The organism is Alcaligenes sp. GCM10023179 (assembly GCF_042653705.1).
GTDB classification, from domain to species: Bacteria; Pseudomonadota; Gammaproteobacteria; order Burkholderiales; family Burkholderiaceae_B; genus Alcaligenes; species Alcaligenes phenolicus.
In genome coordinates this window covers 425,941-447,009 of the sequence record NZ_JBHSIQ010000002.1, presented here as the reverse complement: position 1 = coordinate 447,009, position 21,069 = coordinate 425,941, and the positions used below count along the sequence as shown (strand labels likewise).

Here is a 21,069-nt window from a genome sequence, read left to right as displayed (position 1 = left end):
AATAGCATCATGACTACCTATAGTACTTTTTCTAAAACGGATAACGACCAGCTCAAAGAACCCATGTTCTTTGGGCAGCCGGTTAACGTGGCTCGCTACGACCAGCAAAAATATCCGATTTTTGAAAAGCTGATTGAAAAGCAGTTGTCCTTCTTCTGGCGTCCGGAAGAAGTGGACATCACCCAGGACCGGATCGACTACCAGAACCTGCCTGACCACGAAAAGCATATTTTCATCAGCAACCTGAAATATCAGACCTTGCTGGACTCCATTCAGGGCCGCAGCCCCAACGTGGCCTTCCTGCCTCTGGTATCGATTCCGGAGCTGGAAACCTGGATTGAAACCTGGGCTTTCTCCGAGACAATTCACTCGCGCTCGTACACGCACATCATTCGCAATATTGCCAATGATCCGTCCGTTATTTTTGACGACATCGTGCGTAACGAAAACATTCAGCTGCGTGCGGCCGATATTTCTTCGTACTACGACGATCTGATCAGCGACACCATGCTGTATGCCCAACTGGGCGCGGGCGAGCATGAGATCAACGGTGAAACCCGCACGCTAAGCGTCTACGAGCTGAAGAAGAAGCTGTACCTGTGCATGATGAGCGTCAATATTCTTGAGGCCATCCGCTTTTACGTCAGCTTTGCCTGCTCCTTCGCTTTTGCCGAGCGCAAGTTGATGGAAGGTAATGCCAAGATCATTCGCTTGATTGCGCGTGATGAAGCGTTGCACCTGACTGGTACGCAACACATCATCAATATTCTGCGTTCCGGTAGCGATGATCCCGAGTTCGCTCAGATTGCCCGCGAACTGGAGCCGGTCTGCTTTGATATGTTCAAAGACGCAGCCGAGCAGGAGAAACAGTGGGCGGATTACCTGTTCCGCGACGGTTCCATGATTGGTCTGAACAAGGACATTCTGGGACAGTACGTGGAATACATCACCAATATCCGTATGGGTGCTGTGGGCCTGAAGCCTGCGTTTGAGTCCGTCAAACACAACCCCATTCCCTGGATCAACACCTGGCTGTCCTCGGACACCGTGCAGGTGGCACCTCAAGAGGTGGAACTGAGCTCTTACCTGGTCGGTCAGATCGACTCGGCCGTGTCGGCTGGCGATTTCGACGGTATCGAGTTATGAGTCAAGTCCGGACAACTGATCATGACTTTCAGTTGCGGGACGGCGAAACTTTGTTGGAAGGTTTGGAACGAACCGGCCATCAGGTTGAGTATCAATGCAGGAGCGGCTATTGCGGCTCCTGCCGTATTCCTCTTGTGTATGGAAAGGTTGCTTATAAAGAGCAGCCTTTAGCGTATGTCGGCCCAGGCGAGGTTCTGCCGTGTTGTTGCACGGTACTCGAACCGATCATGGTCGATTGTCAGCGCATTGCCCGGATTGAGGAGGAACCGGAGGATCAGTTCGGCTTTACCGGGCTGAATCCCTGATTCCTCTGTCTCCCTTTAGCTGGCCAAGCGCTTTTCTTCCAACTTTTCCCAACGCTCAAATAACTGCTCCAGGTCAGTGTTGAGCTGATCCAGTTGTTGGTTGATCTCGTCGGCTCGAGCAGAGCCATCTTTATACAGATCCGGTGCGCTCAGCTGTTCTGCCAGTTCGGCTTGCTGGCTTTCTATGGCTGCAATTTTCTCGGGCAGCGCGTCCAGTTCCTTTTCTTCCCACGGGGCCAGACGGCCAGGCTTGTTAGCCTTGTTGTTGCGCTCTGCAGCAGGTTTTTCAGTAGCGGCGGGAGTTGGAGTGCTGGCTGCCGGTGTCTCGGCTTTGGCTTGCGGGCGTTGTGCCAGCCACTCGTCGTAGCCACCCACATACTCGCCCCAATGGCCGTCGCCTTCGGCTGCAATCACCTGGGTGACCACGTTATCCAGAAAGGTACGGTCGTGGCTGACCAGCAGCACGGTGCCCGTGTAATCCTGAATCAGGTCTTCCAGCAGCTCCAGAGTTTCGATATCCAGGTCGTTGGTCGGTTCGTCCAGTACTAATACATTAGTAGGTTGGGCAAACATGCGGGCCAGCGCCAGTCGGGCACGTTCACCGCCAGACAGACTGCGTACCGGGGAGTGAGCGCGGGCTGCCGGGAACAGGAAGTCTTCCAGGTAGCTCATGATGTGCTTGCGCTGATTGCCAATTTCCACCCACTCACTGCCGGGGCTGATGGTGTCCGCCAGAGTGGCGTTTTCGTCCAGGCGACTGCGCATCTGGTCAAAGTAGCCAATGTTCAGTTTGGTGCCGTGGCGCACGGTGCCAGAATTAGGCTCTTGCAAACCCAGCATGATGCGTAGCAGGGTAGTCTTGCCGGCGCCGTTGTGGCCGATCAGGCCAATACGGTCACCACGCATCAGCACGGTGGAGAAATCCTTGATCAGGATGCGGTCGTCGTAGCCGTGTGTGACATCTTGCAGTTCAGCGACCAGCTTGCCGGAGCGCTGGCCTTCGGAAATGGCGAATTTGACGTCGCCCGAGCGCTCGCGTCGTTCGGCACGATCACGGCGCAATTGTTCCAGGCGGCGAACACGACCTTCATCTCGGGTGCGGCGGGCTTGCACGCCTTTGCGAATCCAGACTTCTTCCTGGGCCAGAAATTTGTCGAATTTGGCATTTTGTTGCTTCTCTGCCTCCAGGTATTCAGCCTTGCGCTCCTGCCATTGGCTGAAGTTACCGGGGAAACTGAACAACTTGCCGCGATCCAGCTCGACAATCCGCGTTGCCACCACATCCAGGAAACGGCGGTCGTGGGTAATGATGACTGCGCTGCCACGGAAATCCAGCAGCAATTGTTCCAGCCAAAGAATGCCGTCAAAGTCCAGGTGGTTGGTGGGTTCGTCCAGCAAGAGCAGGTCGGGTTCGTTCACCAGGGCATTGGCCAGAGCGACGCGTTTACGCTGTCCGCCCGACAAGCTGCCAGCCAGTGCATCCGGATTCAAGCCCAGCTTGTCGATCAGGGCGTTGACGCGGGCAGGGCGTTGCCAGTCTTCGGCTTCGGTGAAATCGCCACACAGCAAATCGTAAATGCTCAGATTCGGATCCAGCTCCGGTTCTTGTTCGACGGTGGCTACTTTCAGCCCGCCCAGTCGTTTGACCTGACCATCGTCGGGAGCTTGACGTTGATCCAGAATTTTCAAAAGCGACGATTTGCCAGCACCATTGCGCCCGATCAGACCGATACGTTCGTTGCTTTGAATGACCAGATCGGCATGGTCCAGCAAAGCATGGTGGCCGAATGCCAATTGGGCATCGGTCAGGGAAATCAGATTGGTGGACATAAGACTCCAGATAAATCAGCGCGTCCTGCGAATTTCTCTATTGTCGCAGGTTACAATGCATCTGTGAGGCAGGCTGGGCAGTCGCGGTACGCAAGTATCGAGGAAGGTCCGGACTCCATAGAGCAGGGTAGCGGCTAACAGCCGTCCGGCAAGTGTGGCATCACGCCAGACGAGCCGAGGACCAGGGCCACAGAGACGAGACCACAGCAAGGGCTTGCGCAAGCAGGCACAGATACGGCGACTTCCGTGTTTTCTTGTACTTCGGTGCAAAGTGCTGTGGGGTGAAACGCGGTAACCTCTACCCGGAGCAATACCAAATAGGCATACGCAGGCTTTTAGCCCGAGAGGCGGCTCGTCTCAGTATGCGGGTAGGTAGCTAGAACCGGCCAGTAATGGTCGGTCCAGAGGAATGATTGCCGGCCAGCGGGTTCCCGCTGGCATACAGAATCCGGCCTATAGGCCTGTCTCACACTTCTCCCGGCGTTCGCCACCAATTGCACCGATTTCGTACATTTGAAAGCAATTGTTAAGGATGTTGAATCCTTGGCAAGAGTCGCTTGCGCGCATTTTTATAACAATTCACTTTTAATGCGCCCTGCAATTTCTTGATTTCACACAGTATTTTTTTTTAGTCACTTCTAGGATAGTGCGCTAAGTGCTTGTTGTGATTGAAAAAATTGCAACCACTGCCTTGACCGCAAAGGCTTTCCCCCGTAGAGTGGGGAAAAGTAGGAAATAGTGTAAAAAAGTGGGGGAAAATAGTGTTCCAAGGCAGCAGCGCACTCACACTGGATGCTAAGGGTCGGATGTCCATTCCGACTCGGCACCGTGACGCGCTTTTGCAGCAGGAACAAGGCCGCTTGACCCTCACTCGCCATCCCGACGGCTGTTTGCTGGTGTATCCGCGCAGTGTGTGGGAAGAAAAGCGCGAACAAATTGCCCGCTTCCCCATGAGTGCCCGTTTCTTGCAACGCCTGCTGCTGGGTAGTGCTCAGGACGTTGATCTGGACTCCGCTGGTCGGATATTGATCGCTCCCGAACTGCGCACCGCAGTGGGGTTGGAGCGCGACGCCATGCTGCTGGGTATGGCCACCCATTTTGAGTTGTGGAATGCGCAGGAACTGGAACGCCGACAGGCCCAGGATCTGGCTGAAAACTCCACAGACGTATTCGACACTTTTTCTTTCTGAGTAAGTCATGACGCTGGTACATCGATCCGTGCTGCTGGAGCCTACGGTGGCGGCCCTCGTGGATCCGTCCTTTGAGGCCCGGCGCTGGGCGCAAAACCCCGAAATCCAGGGTTTGGTCGATGGTGTGTACGTCGATTGCACTTTTGGTCGTGGCGGTCACAGCCGTCTCTTGTTGTCGCACTTGAGTCCCCAGGGGCGCCTGATCGTGATCGACAAGGATCCGCAAGCGATCGCCGTGGCCCAGGAGCTGGCAGCACAAGATAGCCGTGTGACGGTTGTACATAGTGGTTTTGGTGATTTGGCCAAGGCTCTGGACGAGCTGGATGTGGGGCCATTGCAAGGCGTCATGATGGATTTGGGCATTTCCTCGCCACAAATCGACGACGCAGAACGAGGTTTCTCTTTTATGCGCGAAGGTCCGTTGGACATGCGCATGGATACCAGCGGTGGTTTGACCGCTGAACAGTGGCTGGCCGAGGTCAGCGTAGAGGTTTTAAAGGAGGTCATTGCAGAATATGGCGAAGAACGGTTTGCTTTCCAGATTGCAAAGGCGATTGTTGATCGCCGCCAATCCCGCCCGCTACATACAACGCGTGATCTCGCCGAGCTCGTCGCCGGTGTCGTCCGCACGCGCGAAAAGGGTCAACATCCGGCAACCAGGACCTTCCAGGCTATACGGATTTACCTCAATCGTGAGCTCGAAGAGCTCGCGTACGCGCTTCCGTCAATTCTGAGTCGATTGGCGACTCGGGGCAGGCTTGCGGTGATTGCATTTCATTCACTGGAGGACCGCATGGTCAAACAGTTCATGAACGCAGCTGCGCGTCCCGCGCAGGAACAGTCACGTCTACCTATCCTAGAAAAAGACTTGCCCCAGCCTCTGGTGCAGTCTTTGGGCAGAATCTTGCCCACCGACGAGGAGTCCGGCGACAACCCCCGAGCCCGCTCGGCGGTATTACGTGTGGTGCAACGCACCGACACTCCCATCCCCCAGGACTGGATGCGCAGTGCCAGCGAGCGCCTGTTGCAACAGGCCGCCTATAGCCGACAGCCCGCCGGCAAGCGAGGCCGCCGATGATGCGCCTGGTCATCACCCTCTCTTTGGTGTTGATGCTTTCGGCCATCTCTTTGGTGACGGCGCGCTATCAGGCGCGCGAGCTGTTTGTGCAAACCGATCGTCTGGTCACCAAAGCCGGTGAACTGGATACGGACTGGCGTCGTCTGCAACTGGAACGGGCCGAGCTGGCCCGTAACGCTCGCGTGGACGATATTGGTCGCAACGAATTGGGCCTGGTGTTGAGCTCTCCCGAGCGCACTCTCTATTTGCAAGGGGGTGAGCTGAGCTCGACCCAGGTGCAGTCCGGAGGGCGGCCATGAAACGATTCGGCTATCACGAAAATCCCGTCCTGAGCGTCCAGATTCCATTCTGGCGCTCGCGTTTGGTGCTGGTCCTCTTGTTTCTGGGTTTTGGCGCCCTGATCGTCAAGGCTTTGTATTTGCAGGGCCTGTCTACCGAATTTTTGCAGCAGCAAGGCGAGCGCCGTTACGAGCGCACCCAGGTGCTGCCGCCCATGCGTGGCAAGGTTTTTGATCGTACGGGTTCTGTGGTGCTGGCCTCCAGTGTGCCTGTCAAAGCCATCTGGGCTATTCCTGATGATGCTCGGAATGCCAAACCCGAGCAGATCGGTCAGTTGGCCAAGCTCCTTGGTATGGGGCAGTCCGATATCGAGCGTCGTCTGTCCGTTGAAGATCGTAACTTCGTCTACATCAAGCGTCAGGTGGATGTGGATGTGGCGGCTCAAATCGCTGAACTGAAAATCCCTGGTATCCACCAACAAGAAGAAATGCGTCGTTTCTATCCCGAAGGGGATGTCATGGCGCACATTGTGGGCTTTACGAATATTGAAGACCAGGGCATCGAGGGCATTGAGCTTGCCTTCAACTCTGCCTTGTCCGGCACGCCCGGTTCGCGCCGCGTAATTCGTGACCGTCTGGGACGTGTGGTGGAGGACGTGCGCGCCATTATCCCGCCTACCCACGGTCAGGATTTGCACTTGTCCATTGATGCCGGCTTGCAGTTCGACGCGTACACCGCCTTGAAAAAAGGTATGGAAGACGTCAAGGCCAATGCCGCTGCGGCCGTGGTCATGGACGTGAAAACCGGGGAGATTCTGGCCCTGGTGAACTTGCCTACCTACAACCCCAATGACCGGGATGATCGCAAGGGTCCGGCCCTGCGTAACCGTGCCTTGACCGACACCTTTGAGCCCGGTTCCATCATGAAGCCGTTTACCGTGGCTCTGGCGCTGGATATCAACCGCATCACCACCGCCACCCAGTTCAACACGGGCAATGGTCAGTACCGCTACCAAGGTAGCGTGATCAGTGACGTTAGTCGCAACAATGGCATGCTGGATGCTGCCGGTATTTTGCGTCGGTCCAGCAATATTGGCATGACCATGATTTCCGAGCGCCTGACTTCGCAGGAAATGTGGAACAAGTTTACCGAGCTGGGTTTTGGTCGTTCTCCGCAGGCCGATTTTCCCGGTATTGCCAGTGGAAGACTGCGCCCCTGGGAGCGTTGGCGTCCCATCGAGCGCGCCACCATGTCGTATGGCTATGGCCTGTCGGTTTCCCTGCTGCAAATTGCCCACGCCTACACGGCGTTTGCGCGTAATGGCGACATGGTTTCCATGACTTTGCTCAAGCGTGAAGGCAAGCCCGCCAGCGTTCAGGTTTACACCCCTAAAGTGGCCGCGGAAGTTCGCGCCATGCTGGAAGCCGCGGCGGGGCCCGCCGGTGCCCGTCTGGCTCAGGTGCAAGGCTATCGCGTCGCTGGCAAGAGCGGTACGGCCCGCAAGATTGTGGATGGTCGCTACAGCAAGTCCTTGTATCGCGGCTCTTTTGTCGGCTTCGCGCCTGTCTCCGACCCTCGCATTGTGGTGGCCGTCACGATCGACGAACCACATAGTTCCAATTATTACGGCGGGCGTATTGCCGCGCCGATTTTTTCAGAAATTGTGGCCCGGAGCTTGCGACGCCTAGGTGTCCAGCCTGATGCGCCCATAGATTCGCTGGTGGCCGTTGGCCCCGGTGCGGAGAATGTACGATGAACGCCGCAGCAATATTGGAGTGGCTGGCGCAGCATGTAGCGCCCACGGCTAATCTGTGTTTGGATTCCCGCCAGATCAAGGCGGGTGATGCGTTTTTCGCCTGCCGCGGCCATCAGGGTGATGGTCGTGAGTACGAAGTTCAGGCTGTGCAGCAAGGTGCAGTGGCCATTGTGCGCGAGCGGGGCGATCAAACAGTTGATCCCGGTGTGCCTGTTTTGCAGGTTCCCAATCTGGGTGCCTTGCTGGGTGAAGTGGCCCACGAATGGTGGGGCCGTCCTTCCGAGGCCATGACTGTCGTGGCGGTGACCGGCACCAATGGCAAGACGTCCACCGTGCAGTGGGTGGCGTCGGCCTTGAATCATTCCCAAGTGCCTTGCGGCACGATCGGTACGCTGGGCGTGACCTTGCCCGATGGCTCCAATCTGGGTGGCGTCCTGACCACGCCGGACGTGCTGACCGTACACCGTAGCCTGGCTGCTATTCGCGCCCAAGGCGGCAATGCCGTGGCCCTGGAAGCCTCGTCCATTGGTCTGGAGCAAGGCCGTCTGGATGGTGTCCGTATTGATATTGCCGGGTTCACCAATCTGACGCATGACCATCTGGACTATCACCACAGCATGGAAGAGTACAAACAGGCCAAGCTGCGCCTGTTCAGTTGGCCTGGTCTGCGTAGCGCCGTCGTGAACGCTGACGATGAAACGGGCCGTGAATTGATGCAGGCCGGTCTGGCCGCCCGTGTGATTTCCTACTCCATGAGCCAGCCCGAGGTAGATTTGCTGGCTCAGGACGTGCATACCGGTGCCGACGGCCAGGTATTCAATCTGGTGACCGCTCACGGCACCGCACAAATTTTGACCCACTTGCTGGGCGAGCATAACGTGGCCAACCTTCTGTTGGTGGCGGGTGTACTGCAAGAAGTGGGTTGGCCTGTGTCCAAGATCGCCCGCATCATGGACAAGCTGGAGTCCGTGCCTGGTCGTTTGCAAATTGTGACGCCCAAGAGCACCGCAGGTCGTCAGCCCTTGCCTTTGGTCGTGGTGGATTACGCTCATACTGCCGATGCACTGGAACGCGCCCTGCAAGCCTTGCGTGAAGTGGCCAGCGTACGTGGCGGCAAGCTGATTTGCGTATTTGGTTGCGGCGGTAACCGCGACACGGCCAAGCGCCCCATTATGGGTGAAGTGGCGGCTCGTCTGGCTGACAGCGTTCTGGTCACGACCGACAACCCGCGTTTTGAAGATCCTGCCGAAATCATTCGTCAGATCGTGGCTGGTATGCCTGAGGCGCCGGCCGTGCAAATGGATCGGGCTCGCGCCATCCTGTCTTCGATCTGGGCTGCCAGCCCTGAAGATATTGTTTTGCTGGCCGGTAAGGGCCACGAAACCTACCAGGAAGTGCAGGGCGAGCGCTCTGTGTTTGACGATTCCGACTGGGCCAAAGCCGCCTTGCTGTGGTTGCGTGGCGTGCGTTTGAGCACCGATTCCCGCAGCCTGAGCAAAGGTGATGTGTTCCTGGCCCTGAGCGGCGAGCAGTTCGATGGTCATCGCTATCTGGAAAAAGCGAAAGAGCAGGGCGCTGTGGCGGCCCTCGTGGCTCAGCGTGATGCCGACGTCGAACTGCCACAAATTGTGCTGGGCGATACGCGTCGTGCGCTGATGACCTTGGCGACCGAGTGGCGCTCGCGCTTTGACATCCCTGTCATCGGCGTGACCGGCAGCAATGGCAAGACCACGACCAAGGAAATGATTGCCGCGATCTTGCGCGCCTGGTTGGGCGAAGCAGAAAGCTTGGCAACTCGCGGTAATTTGAACAACGATCTGGGCGTACCCCTGTCCATCCTGCGTTTGAGCTCCGAGCACAAAGCCGCCGTTCTGGAAATGGGCATGAACCACCCCGGTGAGATTGCCGTGCTGGCGTCCATGGCTCGCCCCACGATTGCCCTGATCAATAACGCACAGCGTGAACACCAGGAGTTCATGCACAGTGTGGAAGCAGTGGCTCGTGAAAACGGTGCCGTGATTGACGCGCTGCCACAAGATGGTGCGCTGGTGATTCCTGATGATGATGCCTTCAGCGCCATGTGGGCTGAGCAGGCTGGTCAGCGTCCCGTATTGCGTTTTGGCCTGAGCGGTCAGGAAACGGTCTTTGCGGCCGATATGTTTGTCGAGCCAGCTCAAACCCGTTTTGTGTTGCATGTGGCAGGCCAGTCTGCTGCCCTGACCTTGAACAGCCCCGGTATCCACAACCTGCGCAATGCCTTGGCCGCTGCTGCTTGCGCTCATGCCGCCGGTGCGCCGTTGAGCGCGATTGTGCAGGGTCTGGAAAGCTTCCGTCCTGTCACGGGCCGTATGCAGCCCAAGCAACTGTCTTCCGGTTACCAGTTGATTGACGACACCTACAACGCCAACCCGGATTCGGTACGTGCTGCCATTGATGTGCTGGCACAGCTGAAAGGCCGCAAGGTGCTGGTGCTGGGCAATATGGCCGAGATCGGTGATAACAGCTCCGAATTGCATGCTGAAGTGGGTGCCTACGCCAAAGAGCGTGGCATGGATGAATTGCTGACCTTGGGTGGCGATGCCAGCCATGCTGCCCAGGCTTTTGGTGCGCGTGCGCATCAATTCGAGACTTTGGAAGACATGGTGGCTTATCTGCTGGCCCTGGAGCCATCCCATGTGTTGATCAAGGGTTCGCGCAGCGCCCGTATGGAGCGTGTGGTTGCCGCCCTGGAAAACCACTTCTCCCATAATGAAGGGGCCACTCATGCTTCTTGAACTGGCACGTTGGCTATCGGACGATCATATTCGCGCCTTTGGGGTGTTTGAGTACATCACCCTGCGTGCTATTTTGGCCAGCGCCACCGCGCTGGCAATTGGCTTGTTGGCAGGACCCTGGGTGATTCGCAAGCTGACCGAACTGAAGATTGGTCAGGCTGTCCGCGCTTACGGTCCGGAATCGCATTTGCAAAAGAACGGCACGCCCACCATGGGCGGTGTCCTGATCCTGATTTCTATCGGTATCAGTACCTTGTTGTGGGCAGACTGGACCAACCGTTTTGTGTGGGTTGTTCTGCTGGTGACTTTTGGTTTTGGCTGGATTGGTTGGGCAGACGACTACAAGAAAGTCGTCAATCGTGACCCCGAAGGCATGTCCTCGCGTCAGAAATTTTTCTGGCAAGCCTTGATCGGTATCGTTGCGGCCGTGTACCTGAGCTTTGCCGTTTCGGTGCCTGCCAATACTGAGCTGTGGCCCTTGTTCAAAGAGTGGGTCTTGAGCGGCTTCACCATGCCCCTGCCTACGCAGGCTGACCTGATTGTGCCGTTCTTCAAGTCCGTCAGCTACCCGCTGGGGGTGCTGGGCTTTGTGGTACTGACCTGGGCAGTGATTGTTGGCTCCAGCAACGCCGTCAACCTGACGGACGGCCTGGACGGTCTGGCCATCATGCCTACCGTGCTGGTGGGCGCTGCCCTGGGCATTTTTGCCTACGTGGTTGGCCGGGTCGACTACTCCAAATATCTCTTGTTCCCCTATATCCCCGGCGCGGGCGAGTTGATGGTGATCTGTGCAGCCATTGCCGGTGCGGGTCTGGCCTTTTTGTGGTTCAACGCCTATCCCGCTCAAGTGTTCATGGGTGATGTGGGTGCGCTGGCCCTGGGCGGTGCGCTGGGCACGATCGCGGTGATCGTTCGCCAGGAAATCGTGCTGTTCATTATGGGTGGCGTGTTTGTGGTGGAAACCTTGTCGGTGATGCTGCAGGTGACCTGGTTCAAGTACACCAAGAAACGCTACGGGCAGGGCAGACGAATGTTCCGTATGGCGCCGCTGCACCATCATTTTGAAGTTGGCGGCTGGAAAGAAACACAGGTGGTGGTTCGCTTCTGGATCATCACCATGATGCTGGTCATGGTCGGTCTGTCTACATTGAAATTGCGATGAATGCGTTGAGTTTTCCTTCGATCCGTAAAGACGGTCTCATGCTTATCCTGGGGTTAGGCGAGACAGGCTTTGCTGCGGCTCGCTGGTCTTTGGCCCAGGGGGCCAGCATTCGTTTGGCGGATACGCGTGAAAACGTACAGGGTCTGGACAAGCTTCAGGCCCTGAGCAGCTCGGCTCTGGATACGCGTCTGGGGCAAAACGCCCTGCAGGCCGATAGCCTGAACGACGTGCATACCCTGGTGATCAGCCCCGGCTTGTCGCCCCTGGATCCTGCTCTGGCCGCATTTTTAAGCCAGGCACGAGATCGTGGAATCGAAGTCATTGGCGAGATCGAGCTATTTGCCCGTGCCTTGAAAGATCTGGCTGATCAAGGCCATGAAAGCCGTGTGGTGGCCATTACCGGCACCAATGGCAAGACTACCGTCACGGCCATGACGCGCCACTTGCTGGAGCAGGCAGGTGTTTCTGCACTGGCGGTGGGCAATATCAGCCCTGCTGCGCTGACCGCCCTGTGCGACGCTCTGGAAAACAATGCCTTGCCGCAGGTCTGGGTGCTGGAGTTGTCCAGCTTCCAGCTGGATAGCACTTTTAGCTTGCAGGCGGATGCTGGCGTTGTACTGAATATTTCGCAGGATCATCTGGACTGGCACGGCGGTATGGACGCTTACGTCGAGTCCAAGCAGCGCATGTACAGCATGTGTGATGTGGCCTTGGTCAATCGTGATGATCCAGCCGTTATGGCCATGATTCCCGATGCCAGCCAAGAGTCGGTGCGCAGCTTCGGTTTGGACCAGCCCGCTTTGCTGGGCGATATGGGCTTGCTGACGGATGGCGGCATGCAGTGGTTGGTGGCCAATGAGCCTACCGATTTTGAACTGCCGGCCACAGGCCTGAAAAAACGTAATGCACCGGCTGAGCCTGCCGTGCGCGGTAAAGGTGGCTTGAAACGCTTGATGCCGGTTGAGGCTTTGCAGATCAAGGGGCGTCACAACGCCTTGAATGCCCAAGCAGCCTTGTTGCTGGCTCGTTGTCTTGGTCTGGGTTGGGCTGAGTTGCTCAATGGTCTGCGCACCTATCAAGGGGAGCCGCACCGTGTCGAACTGGTGCGTGTGATGGACGGTGTTCAATATCTGGATGACAGCAAAGGTACTAATGTCGGCGCGACTGTTGCCGCCTTGCGCGGGTTTGATCAGCGTGTCTGGCTGATTGCCGGTGGTTTGGGCAAAGGCCAGGATTTTGAGCCGCTGGCCGTTGCGGCTGCCTCGAATGTGGCCGAAGTGTTTTTGATTGGGCAGGACGCCAAGCTGATTGCCTCTGTTCTGGACGCTCATGATGTCCGTCATCGTTTCTGCGAGGGTCTGGAAGCCGCTGTGCAAGCTGCTGCCGAGCAGGCGCGTTCGGGCGATGTGGTCTTGCTGTCTCCGGCCTGCGCCAGCATGGATATGTTCAAAAGCTATCACCATCGCGGCATGTGTTTTGTCGCCGCCGTGACCGAGATGGCACTGGATAGAGGAGAGCCGGCATGAGTCTGTTTGCTGAGCTGACCTCGGGTGTCAATGCCGTACGTCCCGGACGCACGGCATTGCCTGCGTTTGATCGCCCCTTGCTGGCCGCCACACTGATGCTGACCCTGTTTGGTTTGCTGATGGTGTATTCGGCCTCGATCGCTTTGGCAGACGGACCGCGCTATGAAAGCTACGGTCGTTACTACTTTGTAATTCGCCACGCCTTGTTCATTGTGGTGGGTGTGGTGCTGGCCATGTTTACCGCAACCGTGCCGCTGCGTGTGTGGCAGAAGTTGGCCGTGCCTCTGTTTGCTCTGGCTATTTTCTTGCTGCTGGTGGTGCTGGTTCCCGGCATTGGCCGTGAAGTAAACGGTGCACGTCGCTGGTTGCCTTTGGGCATCATCAACTTCCAGCCTTCGGAGCTGATGAAAGTAGCCATGGTTCTGTATGCCGCTGATTACACCGTGCGCAAGCAGCAGCATCTGCATACCTTTATTCGGGGTTTCCTGCCTATGGCGGTGGCCCTGGGTCTGGTTGGTGTGTTGCTGTTGATGGAGCCTGACTTGGGCGCCTTCATGGTCATTGTGGCCATTGCGGTGGGCATTTTGTTCATTGGCGGAATTAACGGCAAGTTGTTCTCTGCCTTGCTGGGCATTATGGTCAGCAGCTTCCTTTTGCTGATCTGGCTCTCACCGTGGCGTCGTGAACGTTTGTTCGTGTATCTGGACCCCTGGAATCCTGACAATGCTTATGGCAGTGCCTATCAGTTGTCGCACTCGCTGATTGCTTTGGGCCGAGGCGAATGGTTTGGCGTGGGTCTGGGTTCCAGCGTGGAAAAACTGCATTACCTGCCTGAAGCCCACACCGACTTCATCGTCGCGGTAATTGGTGAAGAGCTGGGCTTTGTTGGCGTGGCCGCCCTGATCCTGACCTTTGGCTTTGTCGTATGGCGCAGCTTCAATATTGGTCGTCAGGCCTGCGCCATGGATCGCTTGTTCAGCGGTGTCGTCGCTCAAGGTGTGGCGCTGTGGTTCGGCGTGCAGGCTTTTATCAATATAGGTGTGGTGCTGGGTTTGTTGCCTACCAAGGGTCTGACCTTGCCTTTGGTCAGTTACGGTGGTTCGGGCATTGTGATGAATCTGGTGGCTTTTGCCTTGTTGCTGCGGGTGGATTTTGAGAATCGGCAAATGATGCGAGGTAAGCGCACATGAGCACTCCAACCATCCTGATCATGGCAGGCGGTACAGGCGGGCACATCATGCCCGGGCTGGCCGTGGCTGAAGCCATGCAGCAACGCGGCTGGCAAGTGTTGTGGCTGGGTCATCCCGAGCGCATGGAAGGTAGCTTGGTCCCACAGCATGGGATTAAAATGCTGCCTCTGCGATTTTCCGGACTACGAGGCAAAGGCGTGAAGGCATTGCTCTCTTTACCCTTTACTTTGATCCGTGCCTGCTGGCAGGCGCATCGCTGCCTGCAGGAAGCCAAGCCGGATGTGGTACTGGGTATGGGCGGCTACGTGGCTTTCCCCGGTGGCCTGATGTCTTTTGTGTCGCGCCGCCCGCTGGTAGTGCACGAGCAAAATGCGGTGGCCGGTACGGCGAATCGCTACCTGGCCAAAATGGCGACCAGTGTGTTGACCGGCTTCCCCGGTGCCTTGCCTGGTGCAGTAACTGTGGGCAACCCGGTGCGCGATGCCTTCGTAGGCCAAGGTCCGGCTGCCGAGCGTTATGCCAAACGCAGCGGACCGCTACGCATTCTGGTGGTGGGGGGCAGCCTGGGGGCCGCCGCGCTGAACAAAGTGGTGCCTGAGGCCATGGCGCTGATCCCTGCCGATCAGCGTCCGCATCTAACCCATCAGTCCGGCCAGCAGCATCTGGAAAGCTTGCAGCAAAGCTACGCAGACAATCAGGTGCAGGCCGACTGCAAGGCCTTTATTGGCGATATGGCGCAGGCCATGAAAGAGGCCGATGTGCTGATTTGTCGCGCCGGTGCCATGACGGTAGCTGAAGTGGCTGCAATCGGCGTAGCAGCTCTGTTCGTGCCGCTGCCACACGCGATTGACGATCACCAGACAGCCAACGCCCGCTACCTGAGCGAATGCTCGGGTGCGTGGCTCAAGAAACAATCGGAGTTGACGGCTCAGTGGCTTGCGCAGTGGTTGCAAGGACTGAACCGTGAAGAATTAAGTCGTGTGGCCAGCCACGCGCAAGAACATGCACAGTTGAATGCCACGCAGCAGATTGCCGAAGCATGTCAGCAGGCGGCAAGGAGGGTGGGATGAAACACCGCATTCAACATATTCATTTTGTAGGGATTGGCGGCTCGGGCATGAGCGGCATTGCCGAAGTCATGCTGAACCTGGGCTTTGCCATCAGTGGCTCGGATATTCAGGAAACGGCGGTAACTCGTCGCCTGGAGCAGCTGGGTGCTCGTATCGTGATCGGCCATAAAGCCGAAAACGTCGCTGGCATGGGCGCTATCGTCACCTCCACCGCCATTGCGGGTGACAACCCCGAAGTGCTGGCCGCGCGTGCCGCCCGCATTCCGGTGGTGCCACGTGCCCTGATGCTGGCCGAGCTGATGCGCTTGAAGCGCGGCATTGCCGTGGCTGGTACGCACGGCAAGACCACCACCACCAGCCTGGTAGCCAGCCTGCTGGGCGCGGCTGATCTGGACCCGACCTTTGTGATCGGTGGTCGCCTGAATTCGGCCGGTGCCAATGCCCGCTTGGGGCAGGGCGATTACATCGTGGTGGAAGCGGATGAGTCTGATGCTTCTTTCCTGAACCTGTTGCCGGTGATGGCCATCATCACCAATATCGACGTCGACCATATGGACACCTATGGTCATGACGTTGCCCGACTGAAAAGCGCCTTCATCGACTTCACGCACCGCCTGCCGTTTTACGGTAGCGCCATCGTGTGCAACGACGATGCGAATGTGCGCGAAATCATTCCTTTTGTATCGCGTCCTGTCACGACTTACGGCATTGATACAGATGCCCAGGTCCGCGCGATCAACATCGAAAGCCGTGGCACCACCATGTGTTTTGATGTGCAGCGCAAAGGGGCCACAGGCGATCTTCCCCTGCTGTCCGTGTGCCTGAATCTGCCCGGAAAGCACAATGTACTCAATGCCTTGGCTGCCATTGCGGTTGCCACTGAGCTGGGTGTCAGTGACGAGGTCATAGCCCGTGGCCTGAAAGAGTTCACCGGCGTGGGGCGCCGCTTCTCCATGGTGGGTGACTTCCCGGTTTCCCAGGAGCAAGGTGGTGGCACGTTTACCGTTGTTGACGATTATGGTCACCATCCTGTCGAAATGGCTGCTACCTTGGCGGCCGCACGTGGTGCTTGGCCTGATCGCCGCATCGTGCTGGCATTCCAGCCGCACCGCTACACACGCACCCGTGATTGCTTTGAAGATTTCGTGCAGGTACTTAGCCAGGCCGATGCGGTCCTCCTTGGAGAGGTCTATCCCGCCGGTGAGGCTCCCCTTGTGGCCGCCGATGGCCGTGCCTTGAGTCGCGCAGTGCGTGTGCTCGGCAAGGTCGAACCCATTTTCGTGGCCGAAATCAGCGATATGGCACAAGCCGTTCTGGACTTTGTCCGTGACGGCGATGTGGTGTTGGTAATGGGTGCAGGGTCCATCAGCCGGATCCCTGCTCAATTGGGAGAAATGGCATGACAGCGGATTTTGGTCGGGTCGGCGTGTTGTACGGCGGCAAGTCCGCCGAACGTGAAGTGTCCTTGATGTCTGGCGCAGGCGTGCATGAAGCGCTGTGCAGCATGGGCGTGGATGCGCATTTGTTCGATATGGGCGAGAAAGGACTGACCGAACTGGCTCAGGCCGGTTTTGACCGCGTGTTTATTGCTTTGCATGGTCGTTACGGCGAAGACGGCACCTTGCAGGGTGCTTTGGAGTGGATGGGCATTCCTTACACCGGCAGCGGTGTGATGGCCTCCGGCCTGGCCATGGACAAGATCATGACCAAGCACATCTGGCAGCACCTGGGTTTGCCCACTCCCGGTTTTGCGCAACTGGATCATGTCAGCCGGGTTGCCGCTGCGGTTGAACGTCTGGGCGTGCCCCTGATCATGAAGCCGCCCCATGAAGGTTCCACCGTGGGGGTAGTGCGTGTGGATCGCGCCGAGGAGGCTGTTGCCGCCTTTGAAACCGCCATGCATTACGACACGGTCGTGCTGGCTGAGCAATTCATTCGTGGTCGCGAATTGACTGTACCCATCATCGGCGTGGGCGCCCAGGCACGTGCCTTGCCCGTGATCGATATTGTGGCCCCACAAGGCAATTACGACTTTGAACACAAGTATTACTCGGACGAAACCCAGTACTTCTGTCCTGCAGATCTGTCGCCTGAATTGACGGCACATATCCAGGATCTGTCCGTCCGTGCGTTCAATGCACTGGGCTGCGAGGGCTGGGGCCGTGCCGATTTCATGCTGGACGAGCAAAACCGCCCCTGGCTGCTGGAGATGAATACCTCTCCGGGCATGACCAGCCACTCTTTGGTGCCCATGGCAGCCAAAGCAGAGGGCACCAGCTACGCCCAGTTGTGCGTGAACATTTTGGCAACGGCGCGCTGCAAGGTGCAGGCCATTGCTCGCAGCCTATAGAACGGGGAGCCTGACTCATGTTTTCCGATGCACGTCTGACCAACCTGATCGCCAATACGCTGGCTTTGCTAGCGGTATCGGCATTGGTGATCAGTGTTGTGGTTTGGGCTGTGCGTCGTCCGTACTTCAATATCGAACGCATTCAGATCGAGTCCTCGCAAGGCGAGCGTCTGGCCTATGTGACTCCTGAAGGGGTGAAAGCCACGATTGCCGGTCGCCTGCAAGGCAACTTCTTCACAGTAGATCTGGACAAGTCCCGCGCCCTGATTGAAACGGCTCCTTGGGTACGTCGCGCGCAGATCCGCCGCGTTTGGCCCAATAGCTTGTCGGTACGGATTGAAGAACAGCAGCCGCTGGCCTATTGGAACGAAGACGAAATGATCAACACCTGGGGTGAATCATTTTCGGCCAATAAAGCCGTGGTGCCTGATGACGTGGATTTACCCCAGCTAAGCGGTCCTCCGAATTCGGAGCGTCTGGTGGTGCAACGGTATGCCGAGCTGGCACGCTGGTTTGGGCCGCTGGATGTACAGGTCAGTGAAGTGACGCTGAGCCCGCGCTACGCCTGGGATGTAGTGTTGTCCAACGGCATGCAGCTAAGCCTGGGGCGTGACCCGGCTGCTGATATTGCCGACCCGCACGGTCGTAAAGGTGCATTGCCCTTTGCGGTACGTGTTGAACGATTTGTGCAGGCTTGGCCTGCCTTGATGCAACGGCTTGGCGACCGTGCTTTGCAAAGTGCCGACTTACGTTACCCGAATGGCTTTGCGATAACGCTGGCTCCGGTTTCATCTACCCCTGTGAAGTAAAGAACATATGACTCGTGACATCAAAGACCTGATCGTTGCATTGGACATCGGCACCAGCAAAGTGGTTGCGGTGGTGGCCGAAGTGCTGCCGGAAGGCCGGTTTGAAGTGCTTGGTCTGGGACAGCATGAATCCCAGGGCATGCGCAAAGGGGTGGTCGTCAATATCGAGACGACAGTCAATTCCATCCAGCGCGCTTTGGAAGAGGCGGAGTTGATGGCCGATTGCAAGATCCGTGAGGTCTACACCGGAATTGCAGGCAGCCACATCACCAGCTTTAACTCCAGTGGCATGGTGGCGGTGAAAGACAAGGAAGTCACGGCGACCGATGTGGCACGCGTGATTGAAACGGCCAAGGCCGTGAACATCCCCACCGACCAGCAAGTGCTGCACGTGCTGACACAGGAGTTCATCGTGGATTCGCAAGAAGATATTCGCGAACCCATAGGCATGAGCGGTCTGCGTCTGGAAGTGCGGGTACACATTGTGACCGGTGCCGTCAGCGCGGCGCAGAACATCGTCAAGTGTGTGCGTCGTTGTGGCCTGGAAGTACAGGACCTGATTTTGCAGCCTCTGGCCTCCAGCCTGTCTTGCCTGACGGCGGACGAGAAAGAGCTGGGCGTGGTGCTGGTGGACATCGGTGGCGGTACGACCGATATCGCCATCTACACCGGCGGTGCGATTCGTCATACCGACGTGATCCCGATCGCGGGCGACCAGATCACCAGCGACATTGCCGCCATGTTGCGCACCCCTACGCCGGATGCGGAAGAGATCAAGCTGCGTTTTGGTGTGGCCAAGCAATCGCTGGCCCATCCGGAAGAAATGATTGAAGTGCCCGGGCTGGGTGATCGTCCCAACCGCCAGGTCAAGCGCCAGGCCCTGGGTGCTGTGATCGAGCCGCGTGTGGAAGAGCTTTTTACCTTTGTGCAGCAAAGCCTGCGCGAATCGGGCTACGAAGACTTGCTGTCCTCGGGCGTGGTGTTGACTGGTGGTACGGCCATGTTGCCGGGCATCGTGGAGCTGGCCGAGGACGTGTTCCTGAAACCTGTGCGTATTGCTGTGCCCAGCTATGAAGGTAGCTTGGCTGATGTCATGCGCAACCCACGCTTTTCGACCGTGATGGGCTTGTTGACCGAAGCACGCCTGCAAAGCGCTCGTGGCCGCAAGGTGGCTCAGCAAAAAGGCAGCGTCAAAGGTCTGATGGCCCGTATGAAGGAATGGTTCATGAATTAAGGGCGTTGCAAGACGCTCAGGTCGGGCAGCCTGAAAGGGCGGTCCAGGAGGCAGTTCAAACCGGGTGCGAACCCCTTGGTTGGCAGATGTTTTGAGCTGATTCCAAATTTCAGTTGTATCGGGGAAGTACGTAGAAACTTGACTAATTAAGTGTTTGAGTGGGAGTCAATCATGATGAACTTTGAAATGTTAGATACCAGCGGTAGCGGCACGGTCATCAAGGTCGTGGGCGTGGGCGGCGCAGGCGGTAACGCTGTGACGCATATGATCAACTCTGGTGTTCAGGGCGTTGATTTCATTTGCGCCAATACCGATTCGCAGGCGCTGGCCAGCAGCGATGCACCTATCCAGATTCGTCTGGGCCGCAGCGGCCTGGGCGCCGGTGCCAAGCCTGACCAAGGCCGTGCAGCCGCTGAAACCGCTCGCGAAGAAATTCGCGCAGCCTTGAACGGCGCCAACATGGTGTTTATTACAGCCGGTATGGGCGGTGGCACCGGTACGGGTGCCAGCCCCGTTGTGGCTGAAGTGGCCAAGGAATTGGGCATTTTGACCGTGGGTGTCGTCACCAAACCTTTCTCCTTTGAAGGCAATCGCCGTCTGCGCATGGCCGAAGAAGGGATCGAGGAGCTGAGCAAGCACGTTCACTCCCTGATCGTTGTATTGAATGAAAACCTGTACGACTTGATGGATGAGGACGCAACACAGTCCGATTGCTTCAAGGCAGCTGACGATGTCTTGCACAATGCCTGCGCGGGTATTGCCGAGATCATCAATGTTGAAGGTAACGTGAACGTCGACTTCGAAGACGTGAAAACCATCATGGGCGAGCAAGGCCAGGCCATGATGGGTACCGCTGTGGCTTCCGGCTCGAACCGCGCTCGTGAAGCGGCTGAGCGTGCCATCGCTTGCCCATTGCTGGAAGGTGTGGACCTGCACGGTGCCCGCGGCATGCTGGTGAACATCACCTCTTCGTCGTCCCTGAAGATGCGCGAAACGCGCGAAATCATGGACACCATCCGTGGCTACGCTGCAGAAGACGCCACCGTTATCTTTGGTACCGCTTACGATGAGTCCATGGGCGACAGCCTGCGCGTGACCGTTGTGGCTACCGGCTTGGGTCGCAAGCAAGCGCGCCCACAGTTGGTACAAAACAACGAAGAAGTGTTACGTACAGGTACGGACAACATGCCTGTCATCGGTGCGGATTACGCCAACGCCGACGTGCCTGCCGTCATCCGCAATCCACGCAGCCAGGCTTCGGCTCAGGTGCGTGCACTGGAGACTGCCGGTATGGATCACTTCGACATTCCGGCGTTCTTGCGCAAGCAGGCTGATTAAAAATCAGGTTCGGCGATTACCCGAGTCGCCAA

The 21,069-nt window shown here is 57.4% G+C and carries 17 protein-coding genes and 1 other RNA gene; 17 read left to right on the top strand and 1 reads right to left on the bottom strand.

The features are described 5' to 3' along the window. The first annotated feature begins 9 nt into the window (after positions 1–9). Positions 10–1,146, top strand: a complete 1,137-nt coding sequence (nrdB, locus tag ACFPDR_RS11400) for a class Ia ribonucleoside-diphosphate reductase subunit beta (RefSeq protein WP_026485169.1) — start codon at positions 10–12, stop codon at positions 1,144–1,146. Then, complete coding sequence (gene yfaE, locus ACFPDR_RS11395; RefSeq protein ID WP_009455057.1) at positions 1,143–1,451, top strand: class I ribonucleotide reductase maintenance protein YfaE; 309 nt, start codon at positions 1,143–1,145, stop codon at positions 1,449–1,451. The genes nrdB and yfaE overlap by 4 nt, the downstream gene beginning before the upstream one ends. Positions 1,452–1,466: 15 nt before the next feature. Here the strand turns inward: yfaE and ACFPDR_RS11390 are convergent, their stop codons facing one another. After that, complete coding sequence (locus ACFPDR_RS11390) at positions 1,467–3,281, bottom strand: ATP-binding cassette domain-containing protein (RefSeq protein ID WP_083054110.1); 1,815 nt, start codon at positions 3,279–3,281, stop codon at positions 1,467–1,469. 65 nt (positions 3,282–3,346) lie between these two features. Between ACFPDR_RS11390 and rnpB the strand changes: the two genes are divergently transcribed. The 15 genes from rnpB to ftsZ all read left to right on the top strand — a co-directional run bounded on the left by rnpB (position 3,347) and on the right by ftsZ (position 21,037). Next, an RNA gene (gene rnpB, locus ACFPDR_RS11385) (RNase P RNA component class A) lies at positions 3,347–3,753 on the top strand. Positions 3,754–4,042: 289 nt separating this feature from the next. Further along, positions 4,043–4,471 (top strand): division/cell wall cluster transcriptional repressor MraZ, encoded by a 429-nt coding sequence (gene mraZ / locus ACFPDR_RS11380; protein ID WP_009455053.1) that lies wholly within the window; start codon positions 4,043–4,045, stop codon positions 4,469–4,471. A 7-nt stretch (positions 4,472–4,478) separates the two neighbouring features. Further along, complete coding sequence (rsmH, locus tag ACFPDR_RS11375; protein WP_376911143.1) at positions 4,479–5,549, top strand: 16S rRNA (cytosine(1402)-N(4))-methyltransferase RsmH; 1,071 nt, start codon at positions 4,479–4,481, stop codon at positions 5,547–5,549. Further along, positions 5,546–5,848 (top strand): cell division protein FtsL, encoded by a 303-nt coding sequence (ftsL, locus tag ACFPDR_RS11370; protein ID WP_009455049.1) that lies wholly within the window; start codon positions 5,546–5,548, stop codon positions 5,846–5,848. Before rsmH ends, ftsL begins: the two co-directional genes overlap by 4 nt. After that, on the top strand, positions 5,845–7,584 hold the full coding sequence (locus ACFPDR_RS11365; RefSeq protein WP_035271088.1) for a peptidoglycan D,D-transpeptidase FtsI family protein: 1,740 nt from the start codon (positions 5,845–5,847) through the stop codon (positions 7,582–7,584). Before ftsL ends, ACFPDR_RS11365 begins: the two co-directional genes overlap by 4 nt. Continuing rightward, a complete protein-coding gene (murF, locus tag ACFPDR_RS11360; protein WP_266108113.1) occupies positions 7,581–10,358 on the top strand; it encodes a bifunctional UDP-N-acetylmuramoyl-L-alanyl-D-glutamate--2,6-diaminopimelate ligase MurE/UDP-N-acetylmuramoyl-tripeptide--D-alanyl-D-alanine ligase MurF in 2,778 nt (925 codons plus the stop codon). Before ACFPDR_RS11365 ends, murF begins: the two co-directional genes overlap by 4 nt. Next, entirely contained in the window at positions 10,348–11,520 is a 1,173-nt protein-coding gene (gene mraY, locus ACFPDR_RS11355) for a phospho-N-acetylmuramoyl-pentapeptide-transferase (RefSeq protein WP_035271084.1), read from the top strand. The genes murF and mraY overlap by 11 nt, the downstream gene beginning before the upstream one ends. Beyond that, a complete protein-coding gene (gene murD / locus ACFPDR_RS11350; protein ID WP_376911142.1) occupies positions 11,517–13,046 on the top strand; it encodes a UDP-N-acetylmuramoyl-L-alanine--D-glutamate ligase in 1,530 nt (509 codons plus the stop codon). The genes mraY and murD overlap by 4 nt, the downstream gene beginning before the upstream one ends. Further along, positions 13,043–14,236 carry a putative lipid II flippase FtsW gene (ftsW, locus tag ACFPDR_RS11345; protein WP_022983452.1) on the top strand — a complete coding sequence of 398 codons (1,194 nt, stop codon included), beginning with the start codon at positions 13,043–13,045 and terminating at the stop codon, positions 14,234–14,236. The genes murD and ftsW overlap by 4 nt, the downstream gene beginning before the upstream one ends. Next, positions 14,233–15,306: an undecaprenyldiphospho-muramoylpentapeptide beta-N-acetylglucosaminyltransferase gene (murG, locus tag ACFPDR_RS11340; RefSeq protein WP_239055171.1), complete on the top strand. Its 1,074-nt coding sequence runs from the start codon at positions 14,233–14,235 to the stop codon at positions 15,304–15,306. The genes ftsW and murG overlap by 4 nt, the downstream gene beginning before the upstream one ends. Further along, a complete protein-coding gene (gene murC / locus ACFPDR_RS11335; RefSeq protein ID WP_239055172.1) occupies positions 15,303–16,709 on the top strand; it encodes a UDP-N-acetylmuramate--L-alanine ligase in 1,407 nt (468 codons plus the stop codon). The genes murG and murC overlap by 4 nt, the downstream gene beginning before the upstream one ends. Next, complete coding sequence (locus ACFPDR_RS11330) at positions 16,706–17,656, top strand: D-alanine--D-alanine ligase (RefSeq protein ID WP_321387261.1); 951 nt, start codon at positions 16,706–16,708, stop codon at positions 17,654–17,656. Before murC ends, ACFPDR_RS11330 begins: the two co-directional genes overlap by 4 nt. A 17-nt stretch (positions 17,657–17,673) precedes the next feature. After that, the gene (locus ACFPDR_RS11325; protein WP_009455041.1) at positions 17,674–18,465 is read left to right on the top strand and encodes a cell division protein FtsQ/DivIB; all 792 of its coding nucleotides are present in this window, start codon (positions 17,674–17,676) and stop codon (positions 18,463–18,465) included. A 7-nt stretch (positions 18,466–18,472) separates the two neighbouring features. Beyond that, entirely contained in the window at positions 18,473–19,699 is a 1,227-nt protein-coding gene (ftsA, locus tag ACFPDR_RS11320; protein WP_009455039.1) for a cell division protein FtsA, read from the top strand. A gap of 171 nt (positions 19,700–19,870) precedes the next feature. Continuing rightward, positions 19,871–21,037, top strand: a complete 1,167-nt coding sequence (ftsZ, locus tag ACFPDR_RS11315) for a cell division protein FtsZ (RefSeq protein ID WP_035271073.1) — start codon at positions 19,871–19,873, stop codon at positions 21,035–21,037. Positions 21,038–21,069: the final 32 nt, after the last annotated feature.

Excerpts from the sequence above, each read along its gene's own strand:
- nrdB (WP_026485169.1), top strand. The coding sequence starts at position 10 with ATGACTACCTATAGTACTTTTTCTAAAACGGATAACGACCAGCTCAAA.
- yfaE (WP_009455057.1), top strand. The coding sequence starts at position 1,143 with ATGAGTCAAGTCCGGACAACTGATCATGACTTTCAGTTGCGGGACGGC.
- ACFPDR_RS11390 (WP_083054110.1), bottom strand. The coding sequence starts at position 3,281 with ATGTCCACCAATCTGATTTCCCTGACCGATGCCCAATTGGCATTCGGC.
- rsmH (WP_376911143.1), top strand. The coding sequence starts at position 4,479 with ATGACGCTGGTACATCGATCCGTGCTGCTGGAGCCTACGGTGGCGGCC.
- ftsL (WP_009455049.1), top strand. The coding sequence starts at position 5,546 with ATGATGCGCCTGGTCATCACCCTCTCTTTGGTGTTGATGCTTTCGGCC.
- ACFPDR_RS11365 (WP_035271088.1), top strand. The coding sequence starts at position 5,845 with ATGAAACGATTCGGCTATCACGAAAATCCCGTCCTGAGCGTCCAGATT.
- murF (WP_266108113.1), top strand. The coding sequence starts at position 7,581 with ATGAACGCCGCAGCAATATTGGAGTGGCTGGCGCAGCATGTAGCGCCC.
- mraY (WP_035271084.1), top strand. The coding sequence starts at position 10,348 with ATGCTTCTTGAACTGGCACGTTGGCTATCGGACGATCATATTCGCGCC.
- murD (WP_376911142.1), top strand. The coding sequence starts at position 11,517 with ATGAATGCGTTGAGTTTTCCTTCGATCCGTAAAGACGGTCTCATGCTT.
- ftsW (WP_022983452.1), top strand. The coding sequence starts at position 13,043 with ATGAGTCTGTTTGCTGAGCTGACCTCGGGTGTCAATGCCGTACGTCCC.
- murG (WP_239055171.1), top strand. The coding sequence starts at position 14,233 with ATGAGCACTCCAACCATCCTGATCATGGCAGGCGGTACAGGCGGGCAC.
- murC (WP_239055172.1), top strand. The coding sequence starts at position 15,303 with ATGAAACACCGCATTCAACATATTCATTTTGTAGGGATTGGCGGCTCG.
- ACFPDR_RS11330 (WP_321387261.1), top strand. The coding sequence starts at position 16,706 with ATGACAGCGGATTTTGGTCGGGTCGGCGTGTTGTACGGCGGCAAGTCC.
- ACFPDR_RS11325 (WP_009455041.1), top strand. The coding sequence starts at position 17,674 with ATGTTTTCCGATGCACGTCTGACCAACCTGATCGCCAATACGCTGGCT.
- ftsA (WP_009455039.1), top strand. The coding sequence starts at position 18,473 with ATGACTCGTGACATCAAAGACCTGATCGTTGCATTGGACATCGGCACC.
- ftsZ (WP_035271073.1), top strand. The coding sequence starts at position 19,871 with ATGATGAACTTTGAAATGTTAGATACCAGCGGTAGCGGCACGGTCATC.